The sequence below is a fragment of the Aestuariivirga sp. genome (genome assembly GCF_046093005.1).
Taxonomy (GTDB): Bacteria; Pseudomonadota; Alphaproteobacteria; order Rhizobiales; family Aestuariivirgaceae; genus Aestuariivirga.
This window is the reverse complement of record NZ_JBJTER010000092.1, coordinates 1-22918: the sequence shown is the minus strand read 5'-3', so window position 1 is coordinate 22918 and position 22918 is coordinate 1. Positions and strand designations below refer to the sequence as shown.

General features: G+C 64.3%; 24 protein-coding genes and 1 pseudogene. 9 read left to right on the top strand and 16 right to left on the bottom strand.

Annotation, left to right across the window (positions count from 1 at the left end):
* Positions 1-143 precede the first annotated feature (143 nt).
* Complete coding sequence (locus tag ACKOED_RS08130) at positions 144-926, bottom strand: potassium channel family protein (RefSeq protein ID WP_408916088.1); 783 nt, start codon at positions 924-926, stop codon at positions 144-146.
* Positions 927-1018: 92 nt separating this feature from the next.
* Between ACKOED_RS08130 and ACKOED_RS08125 the strand changes: the two genes are divergently transcribed.
* From ACKOED_RS08125 to ACKOED_RS08110, 4 genes are all read left to right on the top strand, one after another.
* Positions 1019-1306, top strand: a complete 288-nt coding sequence (locus ACKOED_RS08125; protein WP_408916087.1) for a DUF1330 domain-containing protein — start codon at positions 1019-1021, stop codon at positions 1304-1306.
* A gap of 61 nt (positions 1307-1367) precedes the next feature.
* Entirely contained in the window at positions 1368-2168 is an 801-nt protein-coding gene (gene dapB / locus ACKOED_RS08120) for a 4-hydroxy-tetrahydrodipicolinate reductase (RefSeq protein WP_408916086.1), read from the top strand.
* A 3-nt stretch (positions 2169-2171) separates the two neighbouring features.
* Positions 2172-2789, top strand: coding sequence for a 2,3-bisphosphoglycerate-dependent phosphoglycerate mutase (locus ACKOED_RS08115; RefSeq protein WP_408916085.1), 618 nt, complete (start codon positions 2172-2174; stop codon positions 2787-2789).
* Positions 2790-2935: 146 nt separating this feature from the next.
* Positions 2936-3082, top strand: coding sequence for a hypothetical protein (locus ACKOED_RS08110; RefSeq protein WP_408916084.1), 147 nt, complete (start codon positions 2936-2938; stop codon positions 3080-3082).
* A 33-nt stretch (positions 3083-3115) separates the two neighbouring features.
* Here ACKOED_RS08110 and ACKOED_RS08105 read toward each other — a convergent pair whose 3' ends face one another.
* From ACKOED_RS08105 to ACKOED_RS08080, 6 genes are all read right to left on the bottom strand, one after another.
* On the bottom strand, positions 3116-4624 hold the full coding sequence (locus ACKOED_RS08105; protein ID WP_408916083.1) for a cryptochrome/photolyase family protein: 1509 nt from the start codon (positions 4622-4624) through the stop codon (positions 3116-3118).
* Positions 4621-4776 (bottom strand): DUF2256 domain-containing protein, encoded by a 156-nt coding sequence (locus tag ACKOED_RS08100; RefSeq protein WP_408916082.1) that lies wholly within the window; start codon positions 4774-4776, stop codon positions 4621-4623. The genes ACKOED_RS08105 and ACKOED_RS08100 overlap by 4 nt, the downstream gene beginning before the upstream one ends.
* Before the next feature lie 2 nt (positions 4777-4778).
* Positions 4779-5507: an SDR family NAD(P)-dependent oxidoreductase gene (locus ACKOED_RS08095; RefSeq protein WP_408916081.1), complete on the bottom strand. Its 729-nt coding sequence runs from the start codon at positions 5505-5507 to the stop codon at positions 4779-4781.
* A gap of 73 nt (positions 5508-5580) precedes the next feature.
* Positions 5581-6711, bottom strand: coding sequence for an aromatic ring-hydroxylating oxygenase subunit alpha (locus ACKOED_RS08090; RefSeq protein WP_408916080.1), 1131 nt, complete (start codon positions 6709-6711; stop codon positions 5581-5583).
* Between the two features lie 11 nt (positions 6712-6722).
* On the bottom strand, positions 6723-7895 hold the full coding sequence (locus ACKOED_RS08085) for a fumarylacetoacetate hydrolase family protein (protein WP_408916079.1): 1173 nt from the start codon (positions 7893-7895) through the stop codon (positions 6723-6725).
* 80 nt (positions 7896-7975) lie between these two features.
* Complete coding sequence (locus tag ACKOED_RS08080) at positions 7976-8590, bottom strand: PAS domain-containing protein (RefSeq protein WP_408916078.1); 615 nt, start codon at positions 8588-8590, stop codon at positions 7976-7978.
* Positions 8591-8671: 81 nt separating this feature from the next.
* On the opposite strand from ACKOED_RS08080, the gene ACKOED_RS08075 reads away from it, so the two are divergent.
* On the top strand, positions 8672-9400 hold the full coding sequence (locus ACKOED_RS08075; protein WP_408916077.1) for a rhomboid family intramembrane serine protease: 729 nt from the start codon (positions 8672-8674) through the stop codon (positions 9398-9400).
* Here the strand turns inward: ACKOED_RS08075 and hisI are convergent.
* Both hisI and folE read right to left on the bottom strand, forming a co-directional pair.
* Complete coding sequence (hisI, locus tag ACKOED_RS08070; protein ID WP_408916076.1) at positions 9397-9762, bottom strand: phosphoribosyl-AMP cyclohydrolase; 366 nt, start codon at positions 9760-9762, stop codon at positions 9397-9399. The two genes, ACKOED_RS08075 and hisI, sit on opposite strands and share 4 nt — an antisense overlap.
* Positions 9762-10388 carry a GTP cyclohydrolase I FolE gene (gene folE / locus ACKOED_RS08065; RefSeq protein WP_408916075.1) on the bottom strand — a complete coding sequence of 209 codons (627 nt, stop codon included), beginning with the start codon at positions 10386-10388 and terminating at the stop codon, positions 9762-9764. Before folE ends, hisI begins: the two co-directional genes overlap by 1 nt.
* A 115-nt stretch (positions 10389-10503) precedes the next feature.
* Here folE and ACKOED_RS08060 point away from each other — a divergent pair, with 115 nt between their 5' ends.
* Together ACKOED_RS08060 and ACKOED_RS08055 are read left to right on the top strand one after the other, a co-directional pair.
* Positions 10504-10953 (top strand): iron-sulfur cluster assembly scaffold protein, encoded by a 450-nt coding sequence (locus tag ACKOED_RS08060; RefSeq protein ID WP_408916074.1) that lies wholly within the window; start codon positions 10504-10506, stop codon positions 10951-10953.
* Complete coding sequence (locus tag ACKOED_RS08055; protein WP_408916073.1) at positions 10946-11419, top strand: cupin domain-containing protein; 474 nt, start codon at positions 10946-10948, stop codon at positions 11417-11419. The genes ACKOED_RS08060 and ACKOED_RS08055 overlap by 8 nt, the downstream gene beginning before the upstream one ends.
* Positions 11420-11425: 6 nt before the next feature.
* Here ACKOED_RS08055 and ACKOED_RS08050 read toward each other — a convergent pair whose 3' ends face one another.
* From ACKOED_RS08050 to betC, 4 genes are all read right to left on the bottom strand, one after another.
* Complete coding sequence (locus ACKOED_RS08050) at positions 11426-11968, bottom strand: invasion associated locus B family protein (protein ID WP_408916071.1); 543 nt, start codon at positions 11966-11968, stop codon at positions 11426-11428.
* A gap of 874 nt (positions 11969-12842) precedes the next feature.
* Positions 12843-13163: a chaperone modulator CbpM gene (locus tag ACKOED_RS08045; RefSeq protein WP_408916070.1), complete on the bottom strand. Its 321-nt coding sequence runs from the start codon at positions 13161-13163 to the stop codon at positions 12843-12845.
* Positions 13160-14068: a DnaJ C-terminal domain-containing protein gene (locus ACKOED_RS08040; RefSeq protein ID WP_408916069.1), complete on the bottom strand. Its 909-nt coding sequence runs from the start codon at positions 14066-14068 to the stop codon at positions 13160-13162. Before ACKOED_RS08040 ends, ACKOED_RS08045 begins: the two co-directional genes overlap by 4 nt.
* 107 nt (positions 14069-14175) lie before the next feature.
* Positions 14176-15720 carry a choline-sulfatase gene (gene betC / locus ACKOED_RS08035; protein ID WP_408916106.1) on the bottom strand — a complete coding sequence of 515 codons (1545 nt, stop codon included), beginning with the start codon at positions 15718-15720 and terminating at the stop codon, positions 14176-14178.
* Positions 15721-15749: 29 nt separating this feature from the next.
* On the opposite strand from betC, the gene yidD reads away from it, so the two are divergent.
* On the top strand, positions 15750-16025 hold the full coding sequence (yidD, locus tag ACKOED_RS08030) for a membrane protein insertion efficiency factor YidD (RefSeq protein WP_408916068.1): 276 nt from the start codon (positions 15750-15752) through the stop codon (positions 16023-16025).
* A gap of 160 nt (positions 16026-16185) precedes the next feature.
* Positions 16186-18144, top strand: coding sequence for a threonine--tRNA ligase (gene thrS, locus ACKOED_RS08025; protein WP_408916067.1), 1959 nt, complete (start codon positions 16186-16188; stop codon positions 18142-18144).
* A gap of 31 nt (positions 18145-18175) precedes the next feature.
* Here the strand turns inward: thrS and dnaE are convergent, their stop codons facing one another.
* From dnaE to ACKOED_RS08010, 3 genes and pseudogenes are all read right to left on the bottom strand, one after another.
* On the bottom strand, positions 18176-21619 hold the full coding sequence (dnaE, locus tag ACKOED_RS08020; RefSeq protein ID WP_408916066.1) for a DNA polymerase III subunit alpha: 3444 nt from the start codon (positions 21617-21619) through the stop codon (positions 18176-18178).
* A 3-nt stretch (positions 21620-21622) separates the two neighbouring features.
* Positions 21623-22690 (bottom strand): histone deacetylase family protein, encoded by a 1068-nt coding sequence (locus ACKOED_RS08015; RefSeq protein WP_408916065.1) that lies wholly within the window; start codon positions 22688-22690, stop codon positions 21623-21625.
* Positions 22687-22918, bottom strand: a pseudogene (locus tag ACKOED_RS08010) (ABC transporter); the annotation flags it as partial. The pseudogene ACKOED_RS08010 and the gene ACKOED_RS08015, both read right to left, overlap by 4 nt.

Here is a 22918-nt window from a genome sequence, read left to right as displayed (position 1 = left end):
CTATTCTCGCAACACGCCGCAAAGCTTGTTTGTTCCACCCACTATGACCGGTACACCTCTGCCACCACGGCTCGACGCTGGCAATCTTGAAGCCGGGGGGCCTGCCATTGGCCACCAAACAACGGCCAAACCGTGGCCATGGCCTAGACCGCCCCTTCGTCGGGGATGTTCAGCAACCGCCCGCAGGCCTTGCAATGGACCGCGTCCCGGTCGTGGCGGGAGAGGCCACAGTCCGGGCACCGGAAATCGACCTTGTCGGGCCGCAGCATCACCTGAATCAGCCGCAGGAACAGCGAGACGCCGAAGATCATGATGACCACGGCGATCATCCGCCCGCCCGTGCCCTCGAGCACGATGTCGCCGAAGCCCGTGGTGGTCAGCGCCGTCACCGTGTAATAGAGCGCGTCCGCGTAGTTTCCGATCTTCGGATTGGTGAAATGCTGGGTCTCATAGACCAGCGCCGTCATCACGAAGATGAACACGCCCAGGTTCATCGCCGACATGATCACCTGCTCATGGCGGCGGAACCACGGGAAATCCTGGCGCAGGCGCTTCACCATGGTGTAGGAGCGCAACAGCCGCAGCACCCGCGCCACCCGCAGGAAGGCCAGCCCCTCGCCGACGATGGGCGCCAGCATGGAGGCAATCACCACGATGTCGATGAGGCCGTAGAGGCTGAACACCATCCTGAAGCGGCTGCGGGCGATCCAGAGCCGGGCCAGGAAATCGGCCATCAGAACGACGCCGATCACCGCATCGGCGATCTCGGTTCCGGGCGTCGCCAGAAACGACGAGACGATGACGAAGGCGATGGTCACCAGGTCGAAGACGAGGAGCGCGTAGCGGAACCTGTGGGCGGCCGGCGTATCGCCGTCGTAGAGAACCTTGAGCCGGGCCTTGAGCCCTTCTGACTGTTCGCGGGACATGCCCCTGACTAGGTGACCCGGGCCGCGCCGTCCAGTCTGGACGCGGCGGCCGGCGCCGCTATAGTTCCGGCCTTTAGCAAGGAGCCGTCATCATGCCCAAGGGATACTGGATCGCCCATGTCACCGTCACCGATCCGGATCAATACCAGCACTATGCCACCGCCACCCGCGCGGCGTTCCAGAAATATGGGGCCAACATCCTGGCGCGTGGCGGTGCCTATGAGCAGATGGAAGGCCAGGGCCGTCCGCGCAATGTGGTGATCGAGTTCCCCAGCCTTCAGGCGGCGCGCGATTGCTACAATTCGCCTGAATACCAGGAAGCCAAGGCCAAGCGGGCCGCCGCCGGCATCGCCGAGATCGTGCTGGTGGAGGGCGTTTGACCGCTTTCCACAATCCCTTCGCGTTGCTAAGACGGCGTCCCATCACAGGGAGGCCTCGGGCATGAAACTCGCCATCGCAGGAGCGTCCGGCCGCATGGGCCGGGTGCTGACCCGCATCGTCAGCGAAACGCAAGGGGCTGAACTGGTCGGCGGGCTGGAGCCCAAAGGCTCCCCCCAGATCGGCGCCGATATGGGCGAACTGGCGGGCATCGGGCGTCTCGACATCCCGATTTCCGACGATCCCCATGCGCTCCTCACCCAGGCCGACGGCCTCATCGACTTCACCGTTCCGGCGGCCACATTGTCATTGGTGGAGCTCGCCGCCCAGGCGCGCATCGTGCATGTGATCGGCACCACCGGCATCGACGAGGCGGGAGAGGCCAGGATCAAGGCCGCGGCGCGCCACGCCCGCATCGTCAAGTCCGGCAACATGAGCCTCGGCGTCAACCTGCTCGCCTCGCTGGTCCGCAAGGTGGCGGCAGCACTCGGCGAGGATTACGACATCGAAGTCCTCGAAATGCACCACAAGCACAAGATCGACGCGCCGTCGGGCACCGCGCTCTTGCTGGGCCAGGCAGCCGCCGAGGGTCGCGGCATCGACCTCAAGACCCGTTCGGTGCGCAGCCGTGACGGCCACACCGGTGCCCGGCGCGCGGGCGACATCGGTTTTGCCACGCTGCGCGGCGGATCGGTGGTGGGCGAACACACGGTGATTTTCGCCGGCGAGACCGAGCGCATCGAACTGACGCACAAGGCGGCGAGCCGCGAGATGTTCGCGCGCGGCGCGGTGAAGGCGGCGCTGTGGGCGTCTGACAAGAAGCCCGGCCTTTACAACATGAATGACGTGCTGGGATTGGAGTGAGCGATGGAACGGCTTCTGGTGCTCGTCCGCCACGGGCAGAGCGAATGGAATCTCAAGAACCTGTTTACCGGCTGGAAGGACCCCGGCCTCACCGAACAAGGGATCCGCGAGGCGCATGAGGCGGGCCGCAAGCTGAAGGCCAAGGGCTTCCACTTCGACATCGCCTATACCAGCGCGCTCACCCGCGCCCAGCACACGCTGCGGATCATGCTCGATGAGCTCGGCCAGCCGGACCTTCCGACAATCAAGGACCAGGCGCTGAACGAGCGCGACTACGGCGATCTGACCGGCCTCAACAAGGACGACGCGCGCAAGAAATGGGGCGAGGAACAAGTGCATATCTGGCGCCGCTCCTATGACGTGCCGCCGCCCGGCGGCGAAAGCCTCAAGGATACTCTGGCCCGCGCGCTGCCCTATTACATGAAGCACATCCAGCCCGATGTCTTGTCGGGCAAGCGCGTGCTGGTGGCGGCGCACGGCAATTCCATCCGTTCACTGATCATGGCCATCGAGGGCCTGACGCCGGAGCAGATCCTGAAGCGCGAGCTCGATACTGGCGTGCCGGTGGTCTACCGGCTGGGGGCAGATTCGCGGCCGCTTTCGGTCGAGGTTCTGGGCTAGACTTCGCCCGCCAGCAGCGCCGTTACAACCGCCCTTCCACCGCCAGGCGCTTGCCGCGATAGGTGGCGCAGATCTTGGACACCAGGCTGTGGACGGCCTCGGGCGGCGTCAGAAAGCTTGCCGGCATGCGCCACGCGCAGTGATTCATGGCGAAGGCCGGCACGACCCCGCTTCTGGTGCTGGGCGCGGCATTCGGCGTTGTTCAGGTGACGCCGGGCGCCGAGAAGATGGCCGGCGGCATCGCTGAGTGGATCAAGTCATGGACGCATGTCCTCGCGCGCTCACCGCGATGACGGCCGGAAACCCGCGCGGGGACCAAATCACCGCTATGAAGGCGCGAGCCTGTCCAGAAACTGCCGCGCCGCCGCGGCGATCTCCCGCTTGCGGTCGTCGGCCATCCTGGCGAGCGTGCGGTAGGGCATGGCCATGCGCGGGTTCTTGCCGAGCCGCTTCTCGTTGCGCATCAGGAAATCCCAATAGAGATAGTTGAACGGGCACGCCTTGGGCCCCAGCTTCGCGGCGGGGTCATAGGCGCAGCCGGCGCAATAGTCCGACATGCGGTCGATATAGGCGCCTGAGGCCGCATAGGGCTTCGAGGCCATGACGCCGCCATCGGCGAACAGCGCCATGCCATGGGTGTTGGGAAGCTCCACCCATTCGAAGGCGTCGGCATAGACGAGGAGATACCATTCCTCCACCGCCTTCGGATCGAGCCCGGCAAGCAGCGCGAAATTGCCGGTCACCATCAGCCGCTGGATGTGATGGGCATAGGCGTGGCGGCGGGTTTCACCGATGGCCTGCCGGAGGCAATTCATTTCGGTGTCGCCGGTCCAGTAGAAACCGGGGAGCGGGCGGCGGGCGTCGAGCGCGTTGGTTTCGGCATAGTCCGGCATTTTCAGCCAGTACAGGCCGCGGACATATTCGCGCCAGCCCAGAATCTGGCGGATGAAACCCTCCACCGCGTTGAGCGGCGCCCTTCCCTGCCGCCAGGCCTGTTCGGCGCGGGCGCAAACTTCCCGCGCGGTCAGCAGCCCGATGTTGAGATAAGGCGAGATGACCGAGTGATAAAGGAACCCATTCCCCTGCTTCATCGCGTCCTGGTAATCGCCGAATTGCGGCAGGCAGGCGGAAATGAAGTGGTCGAGCGCCTCCAGCGCATCATTGCGCGTCACCGCCCAGCCGAAGGTTTCGAGATCGCCGAAATGGCCGGCAAAGCGCCTGGCCACCATCTCCATCACCTCGCGGGTGACCGGATCGGGATCGAAGCGCAGGCGCTTGGGCGGTGCTGCGTCGCGCGGCAGCGCCTTTCTGTTGTCATGGTCAAAATTCCACTGGCCACCCGCTGGCTCGTCACCGTCCATCAGCAGCCCGGAGGCGCGGCGCATGTCGCGGTAGAAGAACTCCATGCGCAGCTGCTTGCGGCCGCTGGCCCATGCCGCGAACCAGGCCGGCGCCGCGAAGAACCGGCCGTCATCGCGGATCTCAGCGTCCCAGCCTTTCATCATCTCGCGCACCCGCCATTCGCCGGGCTCGGTGGCGACGATGTGGGAAGGCCGGTGGCGGACCACGGCGCGGCGCAGTTCCGTAGTGAAGGACCCGGTGTTTGCCGGGTCATCAAGGCGCACATAGTCGACGCTGATGCCGCCGGCTTCAAGCTCCGCCGCGAAATGGCGCATGGCCGAGAAGATCAGCGTCAGCTTCTGCTTGTGATGCTTCACGTAAGAGGCTTCTTCCGCCACCTCCATCATCAGCACGGTGTCGCCGGCTTCATAGTCAAGCAGCGACGAAAGCCCGCGCGTCAGCTGGTCGCCCAGCACGATGCGGAGCGTGCTCATCGCGATTTCGACTTCAGCGTGGCGCGGCAGCGGTCAGAGCAGGTCTTCACATTGTCCCAGTCACGCTGCCATTTCTTGCGCCATGTGAAGGGCCGGCCGCAGGCGGCGCAGAGCTTCGATGGCAGCGCCTCCTTCTTGCGCATGCGCGCCATGATCAGCCCTTGGTGCGGAGCATCGAGCGGCCGCCATCCACACCCACCACCTGGCCGGTGATCCAGGACGCGTCGGGTGACAGCAGGAAGGCCGCGGCGGCGGCCACGTCATCGGCCTCGCCCAGCCGCTGCAGGGCGTGCAGCCCGGCGATGGCGGTAGCCATCTGCTCGCTCGAGGTGAGGGCGTGGGCGAGCGGCGTCTTGGTAAGCGAGGGGGCCACGCAATTGACCCGGATCTTGGGGGCGAGCTCCGCGGCGAGCGACAGCATCAGGCCCTCGACGGCGCCCTTGGCCATGCCGATCGACACATGGGATGAAAAGCCCTGCGCCACCGCGACGGTCGACAACAGCACGACGCTGGCCCCGCCGGTCTGCGCCTTCAGCGCGGGGAGTGCGGCCTGCACGGCGCGCATGGCACCCAGCGCGTTGACCTCGAAGTCGCGCAGCGCGTCCTCGTCGGTGATGCGCGCGACGGGCTTCAGGTTGATGGTACCGGCGCAATAGGCGAGGCCGGCAACGGCGGGCCCGGCGGCCTTCACGGCGGCCTCGAGAGCGGCACGGTCGGTCGCATCGGCCGCCGCGAAGGAGCCGCCGATTTCACCCGCCAGCGCCTCAAGCTTCGCGGCATCGCGGCCGATGGCGTGGACGCGGTTGCCGGCCGCCGCGAGACGGCGGGACAGCGCGGCGCCGATGCCACCGCCTGCCCCGATTACGATCATGGTGTTTGTCATCAGAGTCTGTACGGGGAAAGCGGAAACATGGTTCAGCAAGGGTGCGGGACTCGCGCCCGATAACTTCCCGCGATCACGGTTGACCTGTCATCCGGAACAGATAGGTTGCAAAGTCGTAGTTAGGCCGCTCAGGATGCGACAGGTGCCCCGGCGCCGCCAGCCCCGAGCACAGGCCGCGATAGACGCGCTCGGTGCAGCCCTTGTCTTCGACATTCACCTTGTCGAGCAGGCCTTTCAGCGTCGCGAAAAGCTCCGGCACGTCGGGATCGTTCAGGAAATCATTGCTCATGCCGCCGCCGAACGTGACATGCACCTGGCCAACGCCTTTGGGACGCAGCGAGAGATACCAGAAATAGCCGGGCGTAAGGGTGATGAGCAGGCTTGGGTAAAGCGCCAGCAGCAGCGTGGTGCGCCGGAGATCGCCCTCCATACGGGTATTTGACGGATGCGCGCAGGCGATGCGGAAGGCGGGGTCCTTAAGAATGCTGTGCCAGTTGAAATGCGGCGGCGACGGCGGGCAGATCATTTCCTCGAGCTTGGAGAGGCCGCCGATGGTGCCCGCATGGCAGACTGGCAAGTGGTAACTCTCCATGAAATTCTCCGCGAGTACCTTCCAGTTGGTGTTCCATACGAAGCTTTCGTTGAACCATTCAGCATAGTCCGCCATGCCGAAGGGCCTGATCATATCTTCGACAGCAGCGAAGCGTTCGGACACCGGTTGCGCATCCGGGTTCAGCGACACCATGAGCCAGCCCAGCCAGATTTCGGTGCGCAGCTGCGGCAGACGGTAGTTTTCTCTGCAGAAGCCGTCATTGCCTTTCATCGCCGGCGCGGACCGCAAGCGGCCGTCGGCCTCGTAGCTCCAGCCGTGATAGGGGCAGGTGATGATGCGCCGGTTGCCGCGGCCTTCGAGCAGCGTCGACATCCGGTGCAGGCAGACATTGGACTGGCAGCGGATTTCGCCGTCCAGGCCGCGGATCGCCATCAGCGGCTGGCGCGCGAGTTCGAAGGCGATATAGTCGCCGGGTTCCTTCAGCGCCGAGGCGCGGCCCACGCAATACCATTCACGCGCAAACACCTTGGAAAGCTCGGCCTCCAGAAATTCCGGCGAGGTGTAGACGCTCTTGGGCATGGCCCGCGCCTGTTCGAAGGGAACCGCGACATTGGCCGCCAGTTCGGCCACCGGGCCGGAGAGAACCGGCATGTCGCCCGCCATCAGAGCAACCCCCGCGCCGCAAGGTTGCGCAGCAGGTGGCTCGCGCCGAATGTCCAGGGGGCCGCCCTGTCACAGGAGGTCATGCGATTGGCAAGCGTGCCGAGTTCCGGCGCCGAGACGGTGACCACATCGCCCAGCTTGTGGGTGAAGCCCTTGCCCGGCTCGCCGCGGTCCTCGACCGGCGCGAAAAGCGTGCCGAGGAACAGCACCGCGCCATCGGGATACTGATGATGAGGTCCGATCATCTGGCCCACCAGGTCAGCGGGGTCGCGGCTGATCTTTGACATGTTGGACGCGCCGTTCAGCACGTAGCCGTCCTCGCCCTCCACCCGCAGACTTAGCTGCATGCGCCTCACGTCATCAAGCGAGAAGCTTTCGTCGAACAGCCGGATCATCGGACCCAGGGCGCATGAGGCGTTGTTGTCCTTGGCCTTGCCCAACAGCAGCGCCGAACGCCCTTCGACGTCGCGCAGGTTGACGTCATTGCCGAGCATCGCCCCCACTATTCTGCCAGAGGCGGCCACCACCAGCACCACTTCGGGCTCCGGATTGTTCCAGGTCGAAACGGGATGGAGGCCGGCCTCCATGCCGGTGCCCACCGCCGACATGACTTGCGACTTGGTAAAGATCTCGGCATCGGGGCCGATCCCAACCTCAAGATACTGAGACCAGGCGCCTTTCTCCATCAGCACCTGTTTCAGCTTCATCGCTTCGGCCGACCCGGCGCGCAGCTTCGAGAGATCATCGCCGATCAGGGCGCCGATAGTGGCGCGGATTTCCGCCGCAGCGGCCGGGTTTCCGCGGGCCCGCTCTTCGATCACCCGCTCCAGCATCGAAGTGGCGAAGGTGACGCCCGCCGCCTTGATCACCTGTAAATCAATGGGGGCCAGCAGCCAGGGCCTGGTGGAAACGCGCGTTTCCGGCGGCGTGTTGGCGAGAATTTCGGCTACGCTCCCGAGGCTCCGGCCACGCGCGGCCTTGGCGGCGGACGCCGGGTCCGCCGTCTCGCAGAGGTCACGCATGGTGGGGAACACGGCGGTGATGTCGGCGAGCATGGCGCCGTCCCGGCGTACAACGCACGGGCCGCCAACGGAAGGATCCCAGACCCGGCCGACGAGGACGCCGTCCCGCGGCAGGGAGGACGCTGACATATGACTGGCGAGCTGCGGCATGGCGGTGAATCCTCGGGCTGATGAGAACCCGACTCTAGGCCTGAAGACACACCGTTGGGAAGCGTGTTGGTGGCGGCCGCTCAGCGCGGGCTGAGGCCGCCTTCGATCATGCGGAACTGGCGGCGCGCCTCGATCGCCCGGGCCGGGTCTCGCATCAGTTCAAGGCCGGAGAGGAAGCGGGCCGAGGCCAGCTCCATGGCGATGATCGCGCCGTAAATCTTGATCTGCGAATCCTCGAGCGGGCTGAAGCCGCCCAGAACATGGGTGGCGACCCCGTCGGCGGCGGTCAGCGGCAGCGCCAGCATCTCGACATGAAGAGTCTGGCCACGGTCAGTTTGCAGGCGCAGCCGGAATGACACTTGCCGGTGGTCCTCGGTGACGCCGGTGAGGAACCGGGTGATCACCCCGCGCTCGAAGCTCATCCAACCGTCGAGGAAATCGCGGCCCGTCATTTCACGGCGGAAGAGATGGCAGATCCCGGTGCCCGCCAGGCGCCAGATATAGCCGTCGAAATCGTCCTTTTCGGCAATGAACACACCGGGCAACAGGCGGCGCATATGTCTCAGATCGAGATCGCCCCGCCGGGGCGCCGTCCGCCCGGCCCGGAACGCCTCCCATTGCCGGAGCAGCATCTGGTTGCCCGGTTCGAGTGCTGTCCTGTCCTGGCCGCGCGAGGCCCCTTCATTCAGCCACATAGCGTTAACCTCATTGCTTGTGCCCGGTCACGGCTGTTTCATATTGACCTTCGTGGCCACGCGTTGCAGCCTTCGTGCCAGATGAATGACAACAGCTTCGCGGCCTGGCATCCAGCCGGGGACGGCCAAGATGGCCGAGCCTCCCCGCCCATCTTCAACGTGCCGGCGGCGGTAAAGGCGGTCATCAGCGCGCTGGTTGCCGTCCAGATCATCCTGCAACTGGGCGGCGAGGCCTGGATCGACTGGGCGTTTGACGGCTTTGCCTTGATCCCGGCGCGCTGGACCTTGCCGGGCTATCCAATGCTGCCGGGATCGGAATACTGGTCGCTCGTCACCTACATGTTCCTGCATGGCGACTGGATGCATCTGACATTCAATTCGCTGTGGCTGCTGATTTTCGGAACGCCGGCGGCGCGCTATCTGGGCACCGCGCGGTTCTTGCTGCTGTGCCTCGCGTCGGGGGTGGCGGGCGGGCTGGCCAGCCTGTTGCTGCACTGGGGCGAGAATATCTTGGTGATTGGCGCCTCAGGCGCGGTCTCGGGGCTTCTCGCGGCGGCGATCCCCATTATGTATGGCTGGCGTTTGCCGGGCGGCGCCGTGCCGCTGCCGCCACGCGACCTGCTCAGCCACCCGCGCGCACTTATGTTCATGCTGGTCTGGCTGGCGATCACCCTGTTCTCGGGCGGCGTGGGTTGGACCGGCCAATCATTTCTGACCGAAACGGCCATCGCCTGGGAGGCGCACATCGGCGGCTTTGTGGGCGGCCTTTTCGCCTTCTATGCGATAGCGCCGCGCCGGAGGCGAATCTAGAACAAGCTGAGCGTGCCGCCGTCCACCCGGCGGTAGAAGCAGCTGCGCCGCCCGGTGTGACAGGCAAGCCCGCGCCCCTGCGGCGCAACTTTCACCTGCAGCACATCCTGGTCGCAATCGGTCAGGATTTCGACGATACGCAGCGTCTCGCCAGAGGTTTCGCCCTTCTTCCAAAGGGATTGCCGCGACCGGCTCCAGAAATGCGCCAAGCCCGTCTTCTGGCTGAGCCTGAGCGCCTCGGCGTTCATAAAGGCAAACATCAGAACCGTACCGTCACCGGCGTCGGTCACGATGGCCGGGATCAGCCCATTGGCATCGAAGCGCGGCTGGAAGGCCAGCGTCTCCTCCAGGTCAGAGGCCATTACAGCGAGAAGCCGCTGTTCGGCGTCCGCACCAGCTCCATGAAGCGGGCCTGCAGCGCCGGGTTCGACTTGAACTCGCCGGCGAACTGGGTGGTGTTGGTGGCGATGTTGCGCTTGCCAATGCCGCGGAACGACATGCAGGTGTGCACCGCCTCAACCAGCACCGCCACGCCGCGCGGCTTCAGAGCATCGGAAATGGCGGTGGCGATCTGCGCCGTCATGGTTTCCTGGGTTTGCAGCCGCCGGGCATAAATCTCGACGACCCGCGCCAGCTTCGAAATACCCACCACCGAATTGGACGGCAGATAGGCGACATGAGCGCGGCCCACGAACGGTGCGATGTGATGCTCGCAATGCGAGATGAAATCGATATCGCGCAGCATCACGATATCGTCATAGCCAGCCACGTCATCGAAGGTGCGGGACAGCGCCTCCGCCGGATCTTCCTCATAGCCAGAGAAATACTCCCGGAACGCCTTTGTCACGCGCTTCGGGGTGTCCAGCAGGCCTTCGCGGTCCGGGTTGTCGCCAGCCCAGGCGAGCAGCGTGCGCACCGCCGCCTCGGCCTCTTCTTGGCTCGGGCGCTTTACGGGTTTGGCGGGGATCTTCTTGATGACTGCGTCCATCGTGCTGATTTCGCTTTATGCTGCAGGTTGCGGCCCCCATATCATGGCTGGCGGGTTCATGGCAAACCGCGGCGGGGTCCATTGTGGGCCAGCGTGTTTGCGCTAGAGTGCTGAAATGATTAACGACGTCTACAACCGGCAAATCCTGGCCTTCGCGGCAGACATTCCGCGGCTGCAACGCTTGCCGCACCCGGACGCCACCGCGGTGGCCCATTCCCGCCTGTGCGGCTCCAAGGTGACGGTCGACCTCGCCATGAAAGATGGCGTGGTGACCGATTTCGGCCATGAGGTGAAGGCCTGCGCCCTGGGCCAGGCGTCCTCCTCGATCATGGCCCGGCATGTCGTCGGGTCGACGGCGGAGGAACTCCGGACATTGCGGGCCGGGATGTACCGGATGCTGAAGGAGGACGGCCCGCCGCCCGCCGGCAAATGGGCTGATCTCGAGGCCCTGCTGCCGGTGCGGGATTACAAGGCCCGCCATGCCTCCACCCTGCTCACCTTCGATGCGGTGATTGATGCCGTGAACCAGATCGAAGCCCGTCAAGGGGAGGCCGCGCATGGCTGACGTCAAACCCGCGGCCATTCACGCCAAGGACGTTCCGGCCCGCACCGGCACCAGCTATCCGCCGCCCTATGCCGCCGCGATGGCAGGCCGCGCCAAACGGGCGCTGGGCGACATCTTCGGCCTCAACCAGTTTGGCGTCAATCTCACTGAACTGGCCCCCGGCGCCGCCTCTTCGGAACGCCACTGGCATGAGCGCGAGGATGAATTCATCTTCGTCATCTCTGGCGAAGTGACGCTGATCGACGATGACGGAGAGCATCGGCTGTCCTCTGGCATGTGCGCGGGCTTCAGGGCCGGCGCGGCCAACGGCCACAAGCTGGTGAACCGCTCCACAACTGCCGCCATGATACTCGAGGTCGGCACCCGCTGCGAAGGCGACCGCGTCTGCTACCCTGAAGCGGACATGGCCGCCGTGAAAGAGAACGGCAAGTATCGTCTTACCCGCAAGGATGGCACGCCCTGTTGAAGGACTTCACTTGATGCCGTTATAGGCGTCCGTGAAACCTTCCAGGGTGAAGCTGACGGTGATCGGCTTGCGCTGCAAATCCTCGAATGTCACTTTGAGCTCGCGGCCGCGCTGCATGGCGGTCAGCAGCTCGCCCTGGAGCTGGCTCGCCGCATAGCAGCCGGAGGCATCGCAGGTCTGTACCGCGAGCTTGACAGGCGTGTCGGCGTCGACCACGACACTGACGCCGGCCTCGATCGCCAGGCCAAGCGGCAAATGCAGCAACAGCCCGGCAGTGCGCGGTTCGGGCCCAGACGTCTGAATGGCGGCGCGGCCAAGTTGCTGCCCCGTATCGCGCAGCAGCACTCGCTGGTCCATTGAGCAGGATAACGGAACCAGACGTGACGGCGCGTTGCAATTGCTGACCCAGTTGACCCGCGGCTGGGCAGGCTGCTCTGCGTTGGCGGCGGGGGCGGCGGCGGGGGCTTCCTGAGCATGGGCAGCGGCAGGCAACAGTCCCAGCAGCATGGTGGCGGCGAGCAACGGGCGGATGGTGCGGGCGGTGGACATGATTGTTCTCCGGTAAGGCCTGGCTGCGGCCGATTGGCTCTTCGTGCCCGGCGAACCGGGATTGCCGGTGCTATAGGCAAGACGGGCCGGAAAATCCACCACTTTTCGGCGGCGCTGTTGCAGAAATGTTACGGGCTTTGATGCGCAGCAGAGTCGCAATACCCATATACACGCCATGATTGTACATTGATGTTGGTACACGACATCCCACACCCAAAGCTGTCGGCTCTGACTTGTAAGAGCCCGATGCCGCAGGGTTTCGACCGGGTTGAGTCCGGGTGCCCGGTAGCCCAGGAAGATTGGCGTGTGGTTGCCGGGCATGTCGAGGTTGGCGGTTGCGAGCCATCCGGCCCGGTCGAGAGGGAGAACCGCGTGGGCGCCCCTGGCAACATAGCGGGAGTTCTCATGGAGATGCAGTTGCATGGCCTCAGTTCGGCATAGGGTTCGGCAATAGCCGCGCCGGTTCCATGTGCCGGACATATGGCGCCAAATAAACAGGCATTCCTGCAGGGCTGTCCGGCCGGTTGACGGGGCATCGATCCGTGTCCGCTCGATTTGCGGACGATGCCATTGTTGTGGCCGCCGCGGGCCTCGTCCTCGAACCATATCCCGGCGGGTTTTTCACAGGAAAGTCAGTGAGATGGGCACTCAGCGTTGGCGGGAAGTTCTTTTAACCGCTGCGATGGTTTCAACGTTCTGCCCGGGCGTGGCGCGGACGGGTTCTGACATGCGAGATCCCCAGCTTCTTCAAGAGTGTTCCGGCATACCCCTCGTGAAAGTCCGTCCGCAACGGCACTGCAGATGGCATGGCGCAATCCTCCTCGCGCCAGGTGAATCAGAAACTTAACTCAAGCTATTGATTCGCCAGCCCCCCTCACCTCTTCCCCGCTGGCGCGTTTGAGGGCCTCAGGGGCAAATCCTTCATGCGCTCTCCCGCCGGCACTTTCCCGCCCAGCGCCTCTCTGAGGCTGTGGATCTGATCCACCAGATGCAGGATGACGCCCACGCCCTCGGCGTTGACGCCGAGATCGCTCTGCAAATCCCGGATCAGGGCGGCGCGGGCGAGGTCGGCCTCGGAGAATTCCGGCGCGGCGGCGGGGCCTTGCGGGATGAGCCACTGTTCCCTGAGCCACACTTCCAGCGTGTCGCCGTCCAGGCTGGCGCGGTAAAGAAACTCGGTCTTGCTGATGATCATGACTGCATCTCCCGGCGGGGATCATAGTCCGCGCCCGGCTGCCAGCCGGCGAGGAAGGCTTCGAGCGCCGCGTCGGGCGTCTCCGGCAGCATGACCTTGAGCTTGACGAGCTCGTCGCCATGGCCGCCGCCGGGCCGGGGGGCGCCCTTGCCCCTGAGGCGCAGCACCGTGCCGGTGTTGGAGCCCCTCGGGATGCTCAGCATCACTGCGCCGGTGGGGGTGGGCGCCTTGACCTTGCCGCCCAGCGCAGCCTCAGCCAGCGTCACCGGCAGTTCGACCAGAATGTCATCGCCCTGGCGCACGAAGAACCTGTGCGGCTTGACGGCGATTTCCACCAGCGCATCGCCCGGCGGACCCTCGCCGCGCGATGGCGCACCCTTGCCTTTGAGCCGCAGGACCTGGCCTTCGGCGATGCCCGGCGGGATGGTCACATCGAGGAAGCCGCCGTCCGGCAGCATGATCCGCCGCGTGGCGCCGTTGACCGCGTCAAGGAAATCGACGGCCAGCTGATAGCGCCGGTCGGCGCCCGGGGCCTGCCTCGCCTGGCGCTCATGCTGGCGCAGCAGCTCGGCCAGGAAATCATCCTCGGCCGCGAAGTCGGAAAAACCGGACGCGTTGCGGTAGCGGCTCTGCGCCTCGGCGTTTCCGGCATAGTCGCGGTAATAGTTCTGGCGCGGGCGTTCAGCGCCCCCGGCATCGATCTCGCCCGCGTCGAAGCGGCGGCGCTTCTCCGGGTCGGACAACAGATCATAGGCGCCGGCGGCCTCCTTGAAACGCTCTTCTGCCCGGGCATCGCCCGGGTTGAGATCGGGGTGCAGCTTCTTGGCCAGCTGCCGGTAGGCCTTGCGGATGTCCTCGGGCGGCGCGTTGCGCGCGACACCCAGAACCTCATAGGGATCCCTCAACGGCGCCCCCTTCAAACAACACGCGAAGTTAGAGATTAGCGCGATCCGCCCGGCCAATGGAACCAGATTTTTGGGCGGCGCACTGCAATCCGGCGGGGCATACGCGGCTAGCGCAGCCGCTTGTCCCCAATGTCCGGTGCCCGCGGAAAACGTGATTTCAGGTCGCGATCGGTGACGCTCATGTGGTTGCGCGTGTATTGCGCGGAGGCATCGCGCAGCGGCTGGAAATCCCACGGGAAATGGTGGCCGCGTTTGAGCGCCGCGAACAGCATATGCCGCGCCTGCTGGCTTTCCAGAACCTCACGGTTGATGCGCGGGATATCGAACTTCGCTTGCACTTCGGCGCAAAACTGGCGTGCCAGCGGGTGCGCGGGCGCCAGGTTGTCGCGCTCCACCGGATCATCATCGAGGTTGAACAGCTGGTCAGGGTCGGGTGGCGAATGGATGAACTTCCAGGGTCCGCGGCGCAGCATGTACATGGGCGCGATCGCGCCTTCGGCCAGATATTCGCCCCAAGCCGTGCCTTGCGCATCCTCCATGCCGCCGATCAGCAGTGGATAGAGCGAACGGCCGTCAACGGCCCGCGCCAGAGTCGCCGCGCCGTCATTGGCGATCGCGGTGAGGGTGGGCAAGATATCGGCGAGCGTCACCGGTTCCTTCACCCGCCGTGCGGCAAAGCGCTTCGGGTTCCAGATCAGGAACGGCACATGGGCGGAAGGCTCGAGGAACGACATTTTGTACCACAAGCCCCGTTCGCCCAGGAAATCGCCGTGGTCGGAGGTGAAGACGATCACCGTGTCGTCAAGCCCGCCCGTCGCTTCGAGGGCGGCGATCATCTGGCCCAGAAGATCGTCGACATAAGAGATGTTGGCGAAATAGCCATGCCGCGCGGCGCGGAGATCCGTCTCGGTCACCGAGTAGTCGTCCATCGCCGAGACGTCATAAAGCCGCTGGCTGTGCGGATCGAGCGCGGCGCGCTCCAGCCGCGGCACGGCGGGAAGCGGGATGTCCGCGTCGCGGTAAAGGTCCCAGAATTTGCGCCGCGCGGCGTAGGGGTCATGCGGGTGGGTGAAGGATGCCATCAGGCAGAAAGGCTGGTCCGGCGTGAAGCGGGCATAATCATAGATTTTGCGGATCGCCAGGAAGGCGACCTCGTCATCGAATTCGAGCTGGTTGGTGATCTCGGCGATGCCCGGCTGCAGCACCGACGTCATGTTGTGATACCACCAGTCGATGCGTTCCTGGCGGAGCCGCCAGTCCGGCGTCCAGCCGAAATCGGCGGGATAGATGTCGGTGGTGAGCCGCTCCTCGAAGCCGTGAAGCTGGTCGGGCCCCACGAAGTGCATCTTGCCGGAGAGGCAGGTGGCATAGCCTGAGAGCCGCAGATAATGCGCCCAGGTGGGAATGGATGACGGAAACTCGGCGGCATTATCGTAGACGCCGGTGCGCGAGGGTAGCAAGCCGTTCATAACGGTGGCGCGGGCAGGCGCGCACAGCGGGCTCGTCGAATAGGCATTCTCAAACACCACGCCCTCGCGGGCCAGCCGCGAGAGGTTGGGGGTCTTCACCAGCGTGTTGCCGTGAAAGGGCAGGAACTGCGCGGCCATCTGGTCGGCCATCACGAACAGGATGTTGGGTTTTGAGTCTGGCATGGACACGGCTATATTCCGGTCATCGCGATATGAAAACCATTCTTCTGGCAACGATCAGGGCTTACCAACTGACGCTCTCAGCGCTGATCGGCCGGCGCTGCCGCTATCTGCCCACCTGTTCGGACTATACGGCTGAGGCGATCCGCAGGCATGGCGCGGGCCGCGGCGTGGCGCTCGGCTTCGCCCGGGTGTGCCGCTGTCACCCCTGGGGCCAGTCTGGCTTCGATCCCGTCCCGGAGGTCTATCAGGGCCCGGTCTGGCGCCTGCCGGAGGAGCGGCTTGACCCCGGGAAGACCCCGTCCTAAACGCGAAATTCTCATCACCCCCGGACTTGATCCGGGGGTCCTCTTTGGTTGCCGAAAAGAGGATGACTCGGTCAAGCCGTGGCATGGGTGAGAGAAGAGACAAAAGAAACACTTGATTTCGCTTACCCGTGACAGTGGACGGGAGTGAGCAGGAGGACCGATGATTACCTTGACCTTCCCCGATGGCGCCCAGCGCCAGGCAGATCACGGGGTGTCCGCCCGCGAGGTGGCGGCGTCCATTTCCAAGTCGCTTGAGAAGAAAGCGGTCGCCGCCATGGTCAACGGCACGCTCGTCGATCTTGCCGACCCGATCACCAGCGATGCCGCGCTGCGCATCGTGACGCGCGAGGACCCGGAAGCGCTAGAACTCATCCGCCATGATTGCGCCCATGTGCTGGCGGAGGCCGTACAGGAGTTGTTTCCGGGCACGCAGGTGACGATCGGTCCGGTGATCGAAAACGGCTTCTATTATGATTTCTTCCGAAACCAGCCCTTCACCACCGAGGATTTCGCGGCCATCGAAAAGAAGATGCGCGAGATCATCCAGCGCGACAAGCCGTTCACCAAGACGACCAAGACCCGCGAAGAAGCCAAGGAATTCTTCCGCGCCAAGGGAGAGCTGTTCAAGGTCGAGTTGGTGGATGCCATTCCACAGGGCCAGGAAATCAAGTTCTACGACCAGGGCGGCTGGACGGACCTTTGCCGGGGGCCGCACATGACCTCGACGGGCAAGATCGGCAACGCCTTCAAGCTCATGAAGGTGGCTGGCGCCTATTGGCGTGGTGATTCCAAGAACCCGATGCTCACCCGCATCTACGGCACTGCCTGGGCCAGCGAGAAAGACCTGCAAGCCTATCTGACGGCGCTCGAGGAGGCCGAGAAGCGCGACCATCGCAAGCTCGGGCGCGAAATGGACCTGTTCCATTTTCAGGAAGAGGGTCCCGGCGTCGTGTTCTGGCATGCCAAGGGCTGGACGATGTTCCAGCAGCTCATCGCCTATATGCGCCGCCGCCTCTCCAGGCTCGACTACCAGGAAGTCAATGCGCCCCAGCTCCTTGATAAGTCGCTGTGGGAAACGTCGGGCCACTGGGGCTGGTACAAGGAGGCGATGTTCGCCGCCACCTCGGCGGGCGATACCACCGAAGATGACCAGGTCTTCGCCATCAAGCCGATGAACTGCCCCGGCCATGTGCAGATTTTCAAGCACGGGCTCCGCTCCTACCGCGAGTTGCCGCTGCGGCTTGCCGAGTTCGGCAATGTCCACCGCTATGAGCCGTCGGGCGCCTTGCATGGCCTGATGCGGGTGCGCGGATTTACGCAGGATGACGCGCACATCTTCTGCACCGAGGATCAGATGGCGGAGGAATGCCTGAAGATCAACGATCTCATTCTTTCCACCTACAAGGATTTCGGCTTCGAGCAGATCGTCGTCAAGCTCTCGACGCGGCCGGAAAAGCGCGTGGGCTCTGATCAGGCTTGGGACCGTGCCGAGGCGATCATGTCGAAGGTGCTGGAGCAGATCGCAGCGGATTCCGGCGGCAAGATCAAGACTGCCGTGAACCCGGGCGAGGGCGCTTTTTACGGCCCCAAGTTCGAGTATGTGCTGCGCGACGCGATCGGGCGTGACTGGCAATGCGGCACCACGCAGGTCGACTTCAACCTGCCGGAGCGGTTCAACGCTTTCTACATCGGGGCAGATGGCGAGAAGAAGGTGCCGGTGATGATCCACCGTGCGATCTGCGGCTCGATGGAACGCTTTCTTGGCATTTTGATCGAGCATTTCGCCGGTCATTTTCCGCTATGGCTGGCGCCCACCCAGGTGGTGGTGGCGACCATCACCTCCGACAGCGATGGCTATGCGCTCGAAGTGCGTGATGAATTGCGCCGGGCAGGACTGCGCGCGGAGGCTGATCTGCGCAACGAGAAGATCAACTACAAGGTCCGGGAGCACTCCGTACAGAAGGTTCCCGTGATCCTCGTCGTCGGCAAGCGCGAGATGGAAGAGCGCGCCGTCAACCTTCGCCGCCTCGGTTCGCAGAACCAGACAGCACTGAGCCTCGATCAGGCGCTGGTTGCCCTCAAAGACGAAGCCACGCCGCCTGACCTCAAACGCGGCTGACGCACGCAGTCGGAAAAACCGACAACTCGGGCTACAGATCCTGCACGTCGATAACCCCGGAGATCGCCTTGATGGCGCCGCGGATCTGCGGCGTAACCGTGAAGGCGCTGCCAAGCGAAATGTGGACCTCCCTGCCCTTTTCCATGAGCATCACGAGGCGCACCGGCGCGCGGCCGCCATTCTTGAGGCGCGCGGCGATCGAATCGACGGCGCGGGCGTCACGCACGAAGATCTCAAGCCCGGTCACCATCTGGGCCGCCGCCTTGTCGAGCAGCTCGACTCCCTGAAGCCTGAGCTTCACCTCGTCGCCCTCGACATCGGCCTCGACGCGGGCGATCACCGCCTTGCCAGGCTCCAGAAGATCGCGGCAGGCGGCGAGCGTATCCGAGAAACAGATGCACTCGAACTGGCCGGTGGGATCGGAAAATCCGACGAATGCGAACTTGTTGCCGGATTTCGAGCGGCGCTCCTGACGGTGGGTGACGGTGCCCGCGAGCTTGGCAGCCCGCGCACCCTTGGTCAGCGCCTTTTCCTGGAAGCCCTGCCAGGTATCAACCGAGAGCTTCTGCAGGGGCTTCATATAGTCATCGAGCGGATGGCCCGAGAGATAGAAGCCCACGGCCTCGAACTCCTGCGCGAGCCGGTCCATGGGCAGCCACGCGTCACGGCGCGGCAGCACGAGGTCGTCGGCAGCCCTGGACATGCCGCCAAACAGATCATTCTGCCCGGCCTCGGCGGCGCTGGCGGTGCGGCTCGCCATGGCGAGGATCGACTCCACGCAGTCAAGCACCTGGGCCCGGTTGGCATTAAGGCAATCGAACGCACCGGCCTTGGCCAGGCTCTCGAGCGCGCGCTTGTTGACCAGCCGGCCATCAATGCGGCGCGCGAACTCACCGAGTGAGCCGAACGGCCCGCCATCCTCGCGCACCCGCACCAGATGCTCGATGGCGCCGGCCCCGACGTTGCGGAGCGCGGCAAGAGAATAGAGGATCTGCCCGTCTTGCACTGCGAAATCGACACCGCTGGCGTTGATCGAAGGCGGGATCACCCGGACGCCAAGACGCTGCGCCTCACGGCGGAAAAGCATGAGCTTGTCGGTATTGCCAAGATCAAGCGTCATCGAGGCGGCGATGAACTCGACCGGGTAATTGGCCTTGAGATAGGCGGTCTGGTAGGAGACCACGGCATAGGCTGCGGCGTGCGACTTGTTGAAGCCGTATCCGGCGAACTTTTGAACAAGCTCGAAGATGAAATCAGCCTGGGCGGCATCGACGTTCCGCGCCACGGCGCCCGACACGAAGCGTTCCTTCTGCGCATCCATCTCGGCCTTGATTTTCTTGCCCATGGCCCGGCGCAGGAGATCCGCCTCTCCCAGCGAATAACCGGACAGCACCTGGGCGATCTGCATCACCTGCTCCTGATAGACCATGATGCCATAGGTCTCTTTCAGGATCGGCTCGAGCAGCGGGTGAAGATAGTCCGGCGGCTCATCGCCCTTCTTGCAGGCGATGAAGCGTGGAATGTTATCCATGGGGCCGGGGCGATAGAGCGCCACAATGGCAATGATGTCCTCGATCCGGTCGGCGCGCATTTTGCGCAGGACGTCGCGCATGCCGGAACTTTCAAGCTGGAACACACCCACCGTATCACCGTGGCCCAGCATTTCGTAGGTTTTGGGATCGTCATACGAAATCAGGTTGATGTCGAAGGAGGGCTCCCGCAGCCTGATCAACGCCTGCGCTTTCTCGATTACCGTCAACGTCTTGAGGCCGAGGAAATCGAACTTCACCAGGCCGGCCTTCTCGACATACTTCATGTTGAACTGGGTCGCCGGAATTTCCGAGCGCGGATCGCGATAAAGCGGCACCAGCTCTTCCAGAGGACGGTCGCCGATCACCACGCCAGCGGCATGCGTCGATGCGTTGCGGTATAGACCCTCCAGCTTCAGCGCGATGTCGAACAAGGTTCGGACGACGGGGTCCTTGTCGCGCTCCTCCTGCAGGCGCGGCTCACCGTCAATCGCCTGTGCGAGGGTGACGGGATTTGCCGGATTGTTTGGTATCAGCTTGGAAATACGATCGACCTGGCCATAGGGCATCTGCAGCACCCGGCCCACGTCGCGGGTAACCATGCGCGCCTGCAGCTTGCCGAAGGTGATGATCTGGGCAACGCGGTCAGCGCCGTAGCGCTTCTGAACATAATCTATGACTTCACCGCGCCGATCCTGACAGAAATCAATATCGAAATCCGGCATCGACACGCGCTCTGGATTGAGGAAGCGCTCAAATAGAAGATTGAAGCGAAACGGGTCGAGGTCTGTGATCGTCAGCACGTAAGCGACAAGCGAACCAGCGCCGGACCCACGACCGGGCCCGACAGGTATGCCCCTTGCCTTGGCGTATTTGATGAAATCTGAAACGATCAGGAAATAGCCGGAAAACTGCATCTTGGTGATGACGTCCAGTTCGAACTCCAGCCGGGCGGCATAATCTTCCTTCGTTGTTCCCTCGACCATCCCCCAGGTTGCTATTCTGCGCGCCAATCCCTCTCTCGCCTCGCGGCGCAGTTCCTCAGCCTCATCACCCTCCGCGAAGCGCGGCAGGATGGGCGCCCGCGATTTCACGCGGTAGGCGCAGCGCATGGCGATCTCGATGGTGTTTTCGACCGCTTCCGGCAGGTCCGCGAATAACGCCGCCATCTCCGCCTGGCTCTTGAAAAAATGTTCGGGCGTCAGCCGCCGCCGCTCCTCGGTGGCCAGCACCTCGCCTTCGGCGATGCAGATCAGCGCATCATGCGCGGCGTAATCCTCGGGCCTCGCGAAATAGGGCTCGTTGGTGGCCACCAGCGGAACGTCCATGCTGTAGGCCAGTTCGATCAGACCGGCCTCGGTGTCACGCTCGGCGGGCGTTCCGTGGCGTTGCAGTTCGATGTAGAGCCGGTCGCCGAACAGGTCCTTGAGCTTCGCAAGCTGTTCCGCCGCCAGCGCTGTCTGGCCCGCCAGCAGCGCCTCGTTGACCGGCCCGCCCGGCCCGCCGGTGAGGCAGATCAGGCCATCGGCATGGCCGCTCAGAAAATCCCAGCTGACGTGGTTTTCGGCATTGTCCGGGCTCGCCAGATAGGCCCGGCTCGACAGCTTCATGAGGTTACGATAGCCCTGCTCGTCCTTGGCGAGCAGTACCAGCGCCGGCAGGCGGCGCAATCCAGTCGCTGGTTTCTGCGGTCCTTCGCGCGGCGCCGCCAGATCGACCTTCAGCGTGCAGCCGATGATCGGCTGGATGCCTTTCTCCGCCATGGCGTCAGAGAATTCCAGTGCCCCGAACAGATTGCCCGTATCGGTGATCGCCACCGCCGGCATGCCGGCGGCCCTGGCAAGCGCGGCCAGCGCCGTGATCTGCAGAGCACCCTCGGACAGCGAATAGGCCGTGTGGGTGCGCAGATGCACGAAGAGCGGCGCTGGATGGCTGTTTCCGGCCATGGGCTATTCCAGCTCGCTCTGATCGGCCATCTCGCCCCACACCGGCGTGTGGGCGCCCTCATAGGCGGCAAGGAACATGGCGAGATTGTCCGGCAGATGCTCCGTGAGGTAGCCGCCTTCCTGGACGATGACGGTGGGAAGCTTGAGCGCGGCGATGGCTTCGGCCATGCGGGCAAACCCCGCCTGGGTAACCTTGCCACCCTGCAACGGGTCTGCTTCATGCGCATCGAGGCCGAGCGCGATCACCAGGGATTGCGGCGCGAAGTCCTGAACAGCCACGACAGCCTGTTCCAGCGCCTTCATCCAGGCTGCATCGCCAGCCCCCACGGGCAGCGGCAGGTTGAGATTGAACCCCCTGCCCTCGCCTTCACCGGTTTCATCGGCTCCACCCCAGTAAAATGGATAGAACTGCTCCGGCGTCGCATGGATGGAAACCGTGAGCACGTCCGGCCGGCTGTAGAAGATCGCCTGGGTGCCATTGCCATGATGCACATCGATGTCGAGCACCGCCACGCGGCGGTGCTTGCCACGCAGAAACTGCGCCGCCAGCGCGGTGTTGTTGAGATAGCAGAAGCCGCCCGCCTTGTTGGCATAGGCATGATGCCCCGGCGGCCGGCACAGCGCATAGACGATGCTCTCGCCTTTCAGGCACAAGTCGGCGGCGGTGAGCGCCGTCATCGCCGAGGCGCGGGCCGACTCCCAGGTTCTGGGGCCGATGGCGCAGGAGAAATCCATGAGGAAGCGGCCAGCCCGCGCCATGATATGAGGCGAGGAATAGAGCGAGGGCGCGAGCGGCCTGAGGCTTGGCATCAGCTCCGGCGCGGCGCCCTCGATCTCAGACCACGCGCCATGCGCCTCCTTGAGAAATTCGAGGTAACGCTGATTGTGAACGCTATGCAGAACCTCGTCATCGAAACGGCGCGTGGCGCAGATCTGCGCCCCGGCCTGGCGCGCGCCTTCCAGCAGCGCCCGCGCCCGCTCCGGGCTTTCGGGGTAGTCCACGATGTGGCCCTTGCTGAGGAAATAGCGCGGCGCATGGCCAAGCTGCATGGCGGAGAACACGGCCTTCATCGCGGCCTCTCGATGATGCGCCCGCGCTCCAGCCTGGCGATACGGCTCATGTTGAGCGCCAGTTCGAGATTGTGGGTGGCGACCAGCGCGCCAAGCCCCTCTTCGGCGATGAGCCGCATCAGCTCGTCATGGACGCGCGCCGCCGTGCCGGGATCGAGATTGCCAGTGGGCTCGTCGGCAAGCAGCAGGAGCGGACGGTTGGCCAGCGCGCGGGCGATGGCCACGCGC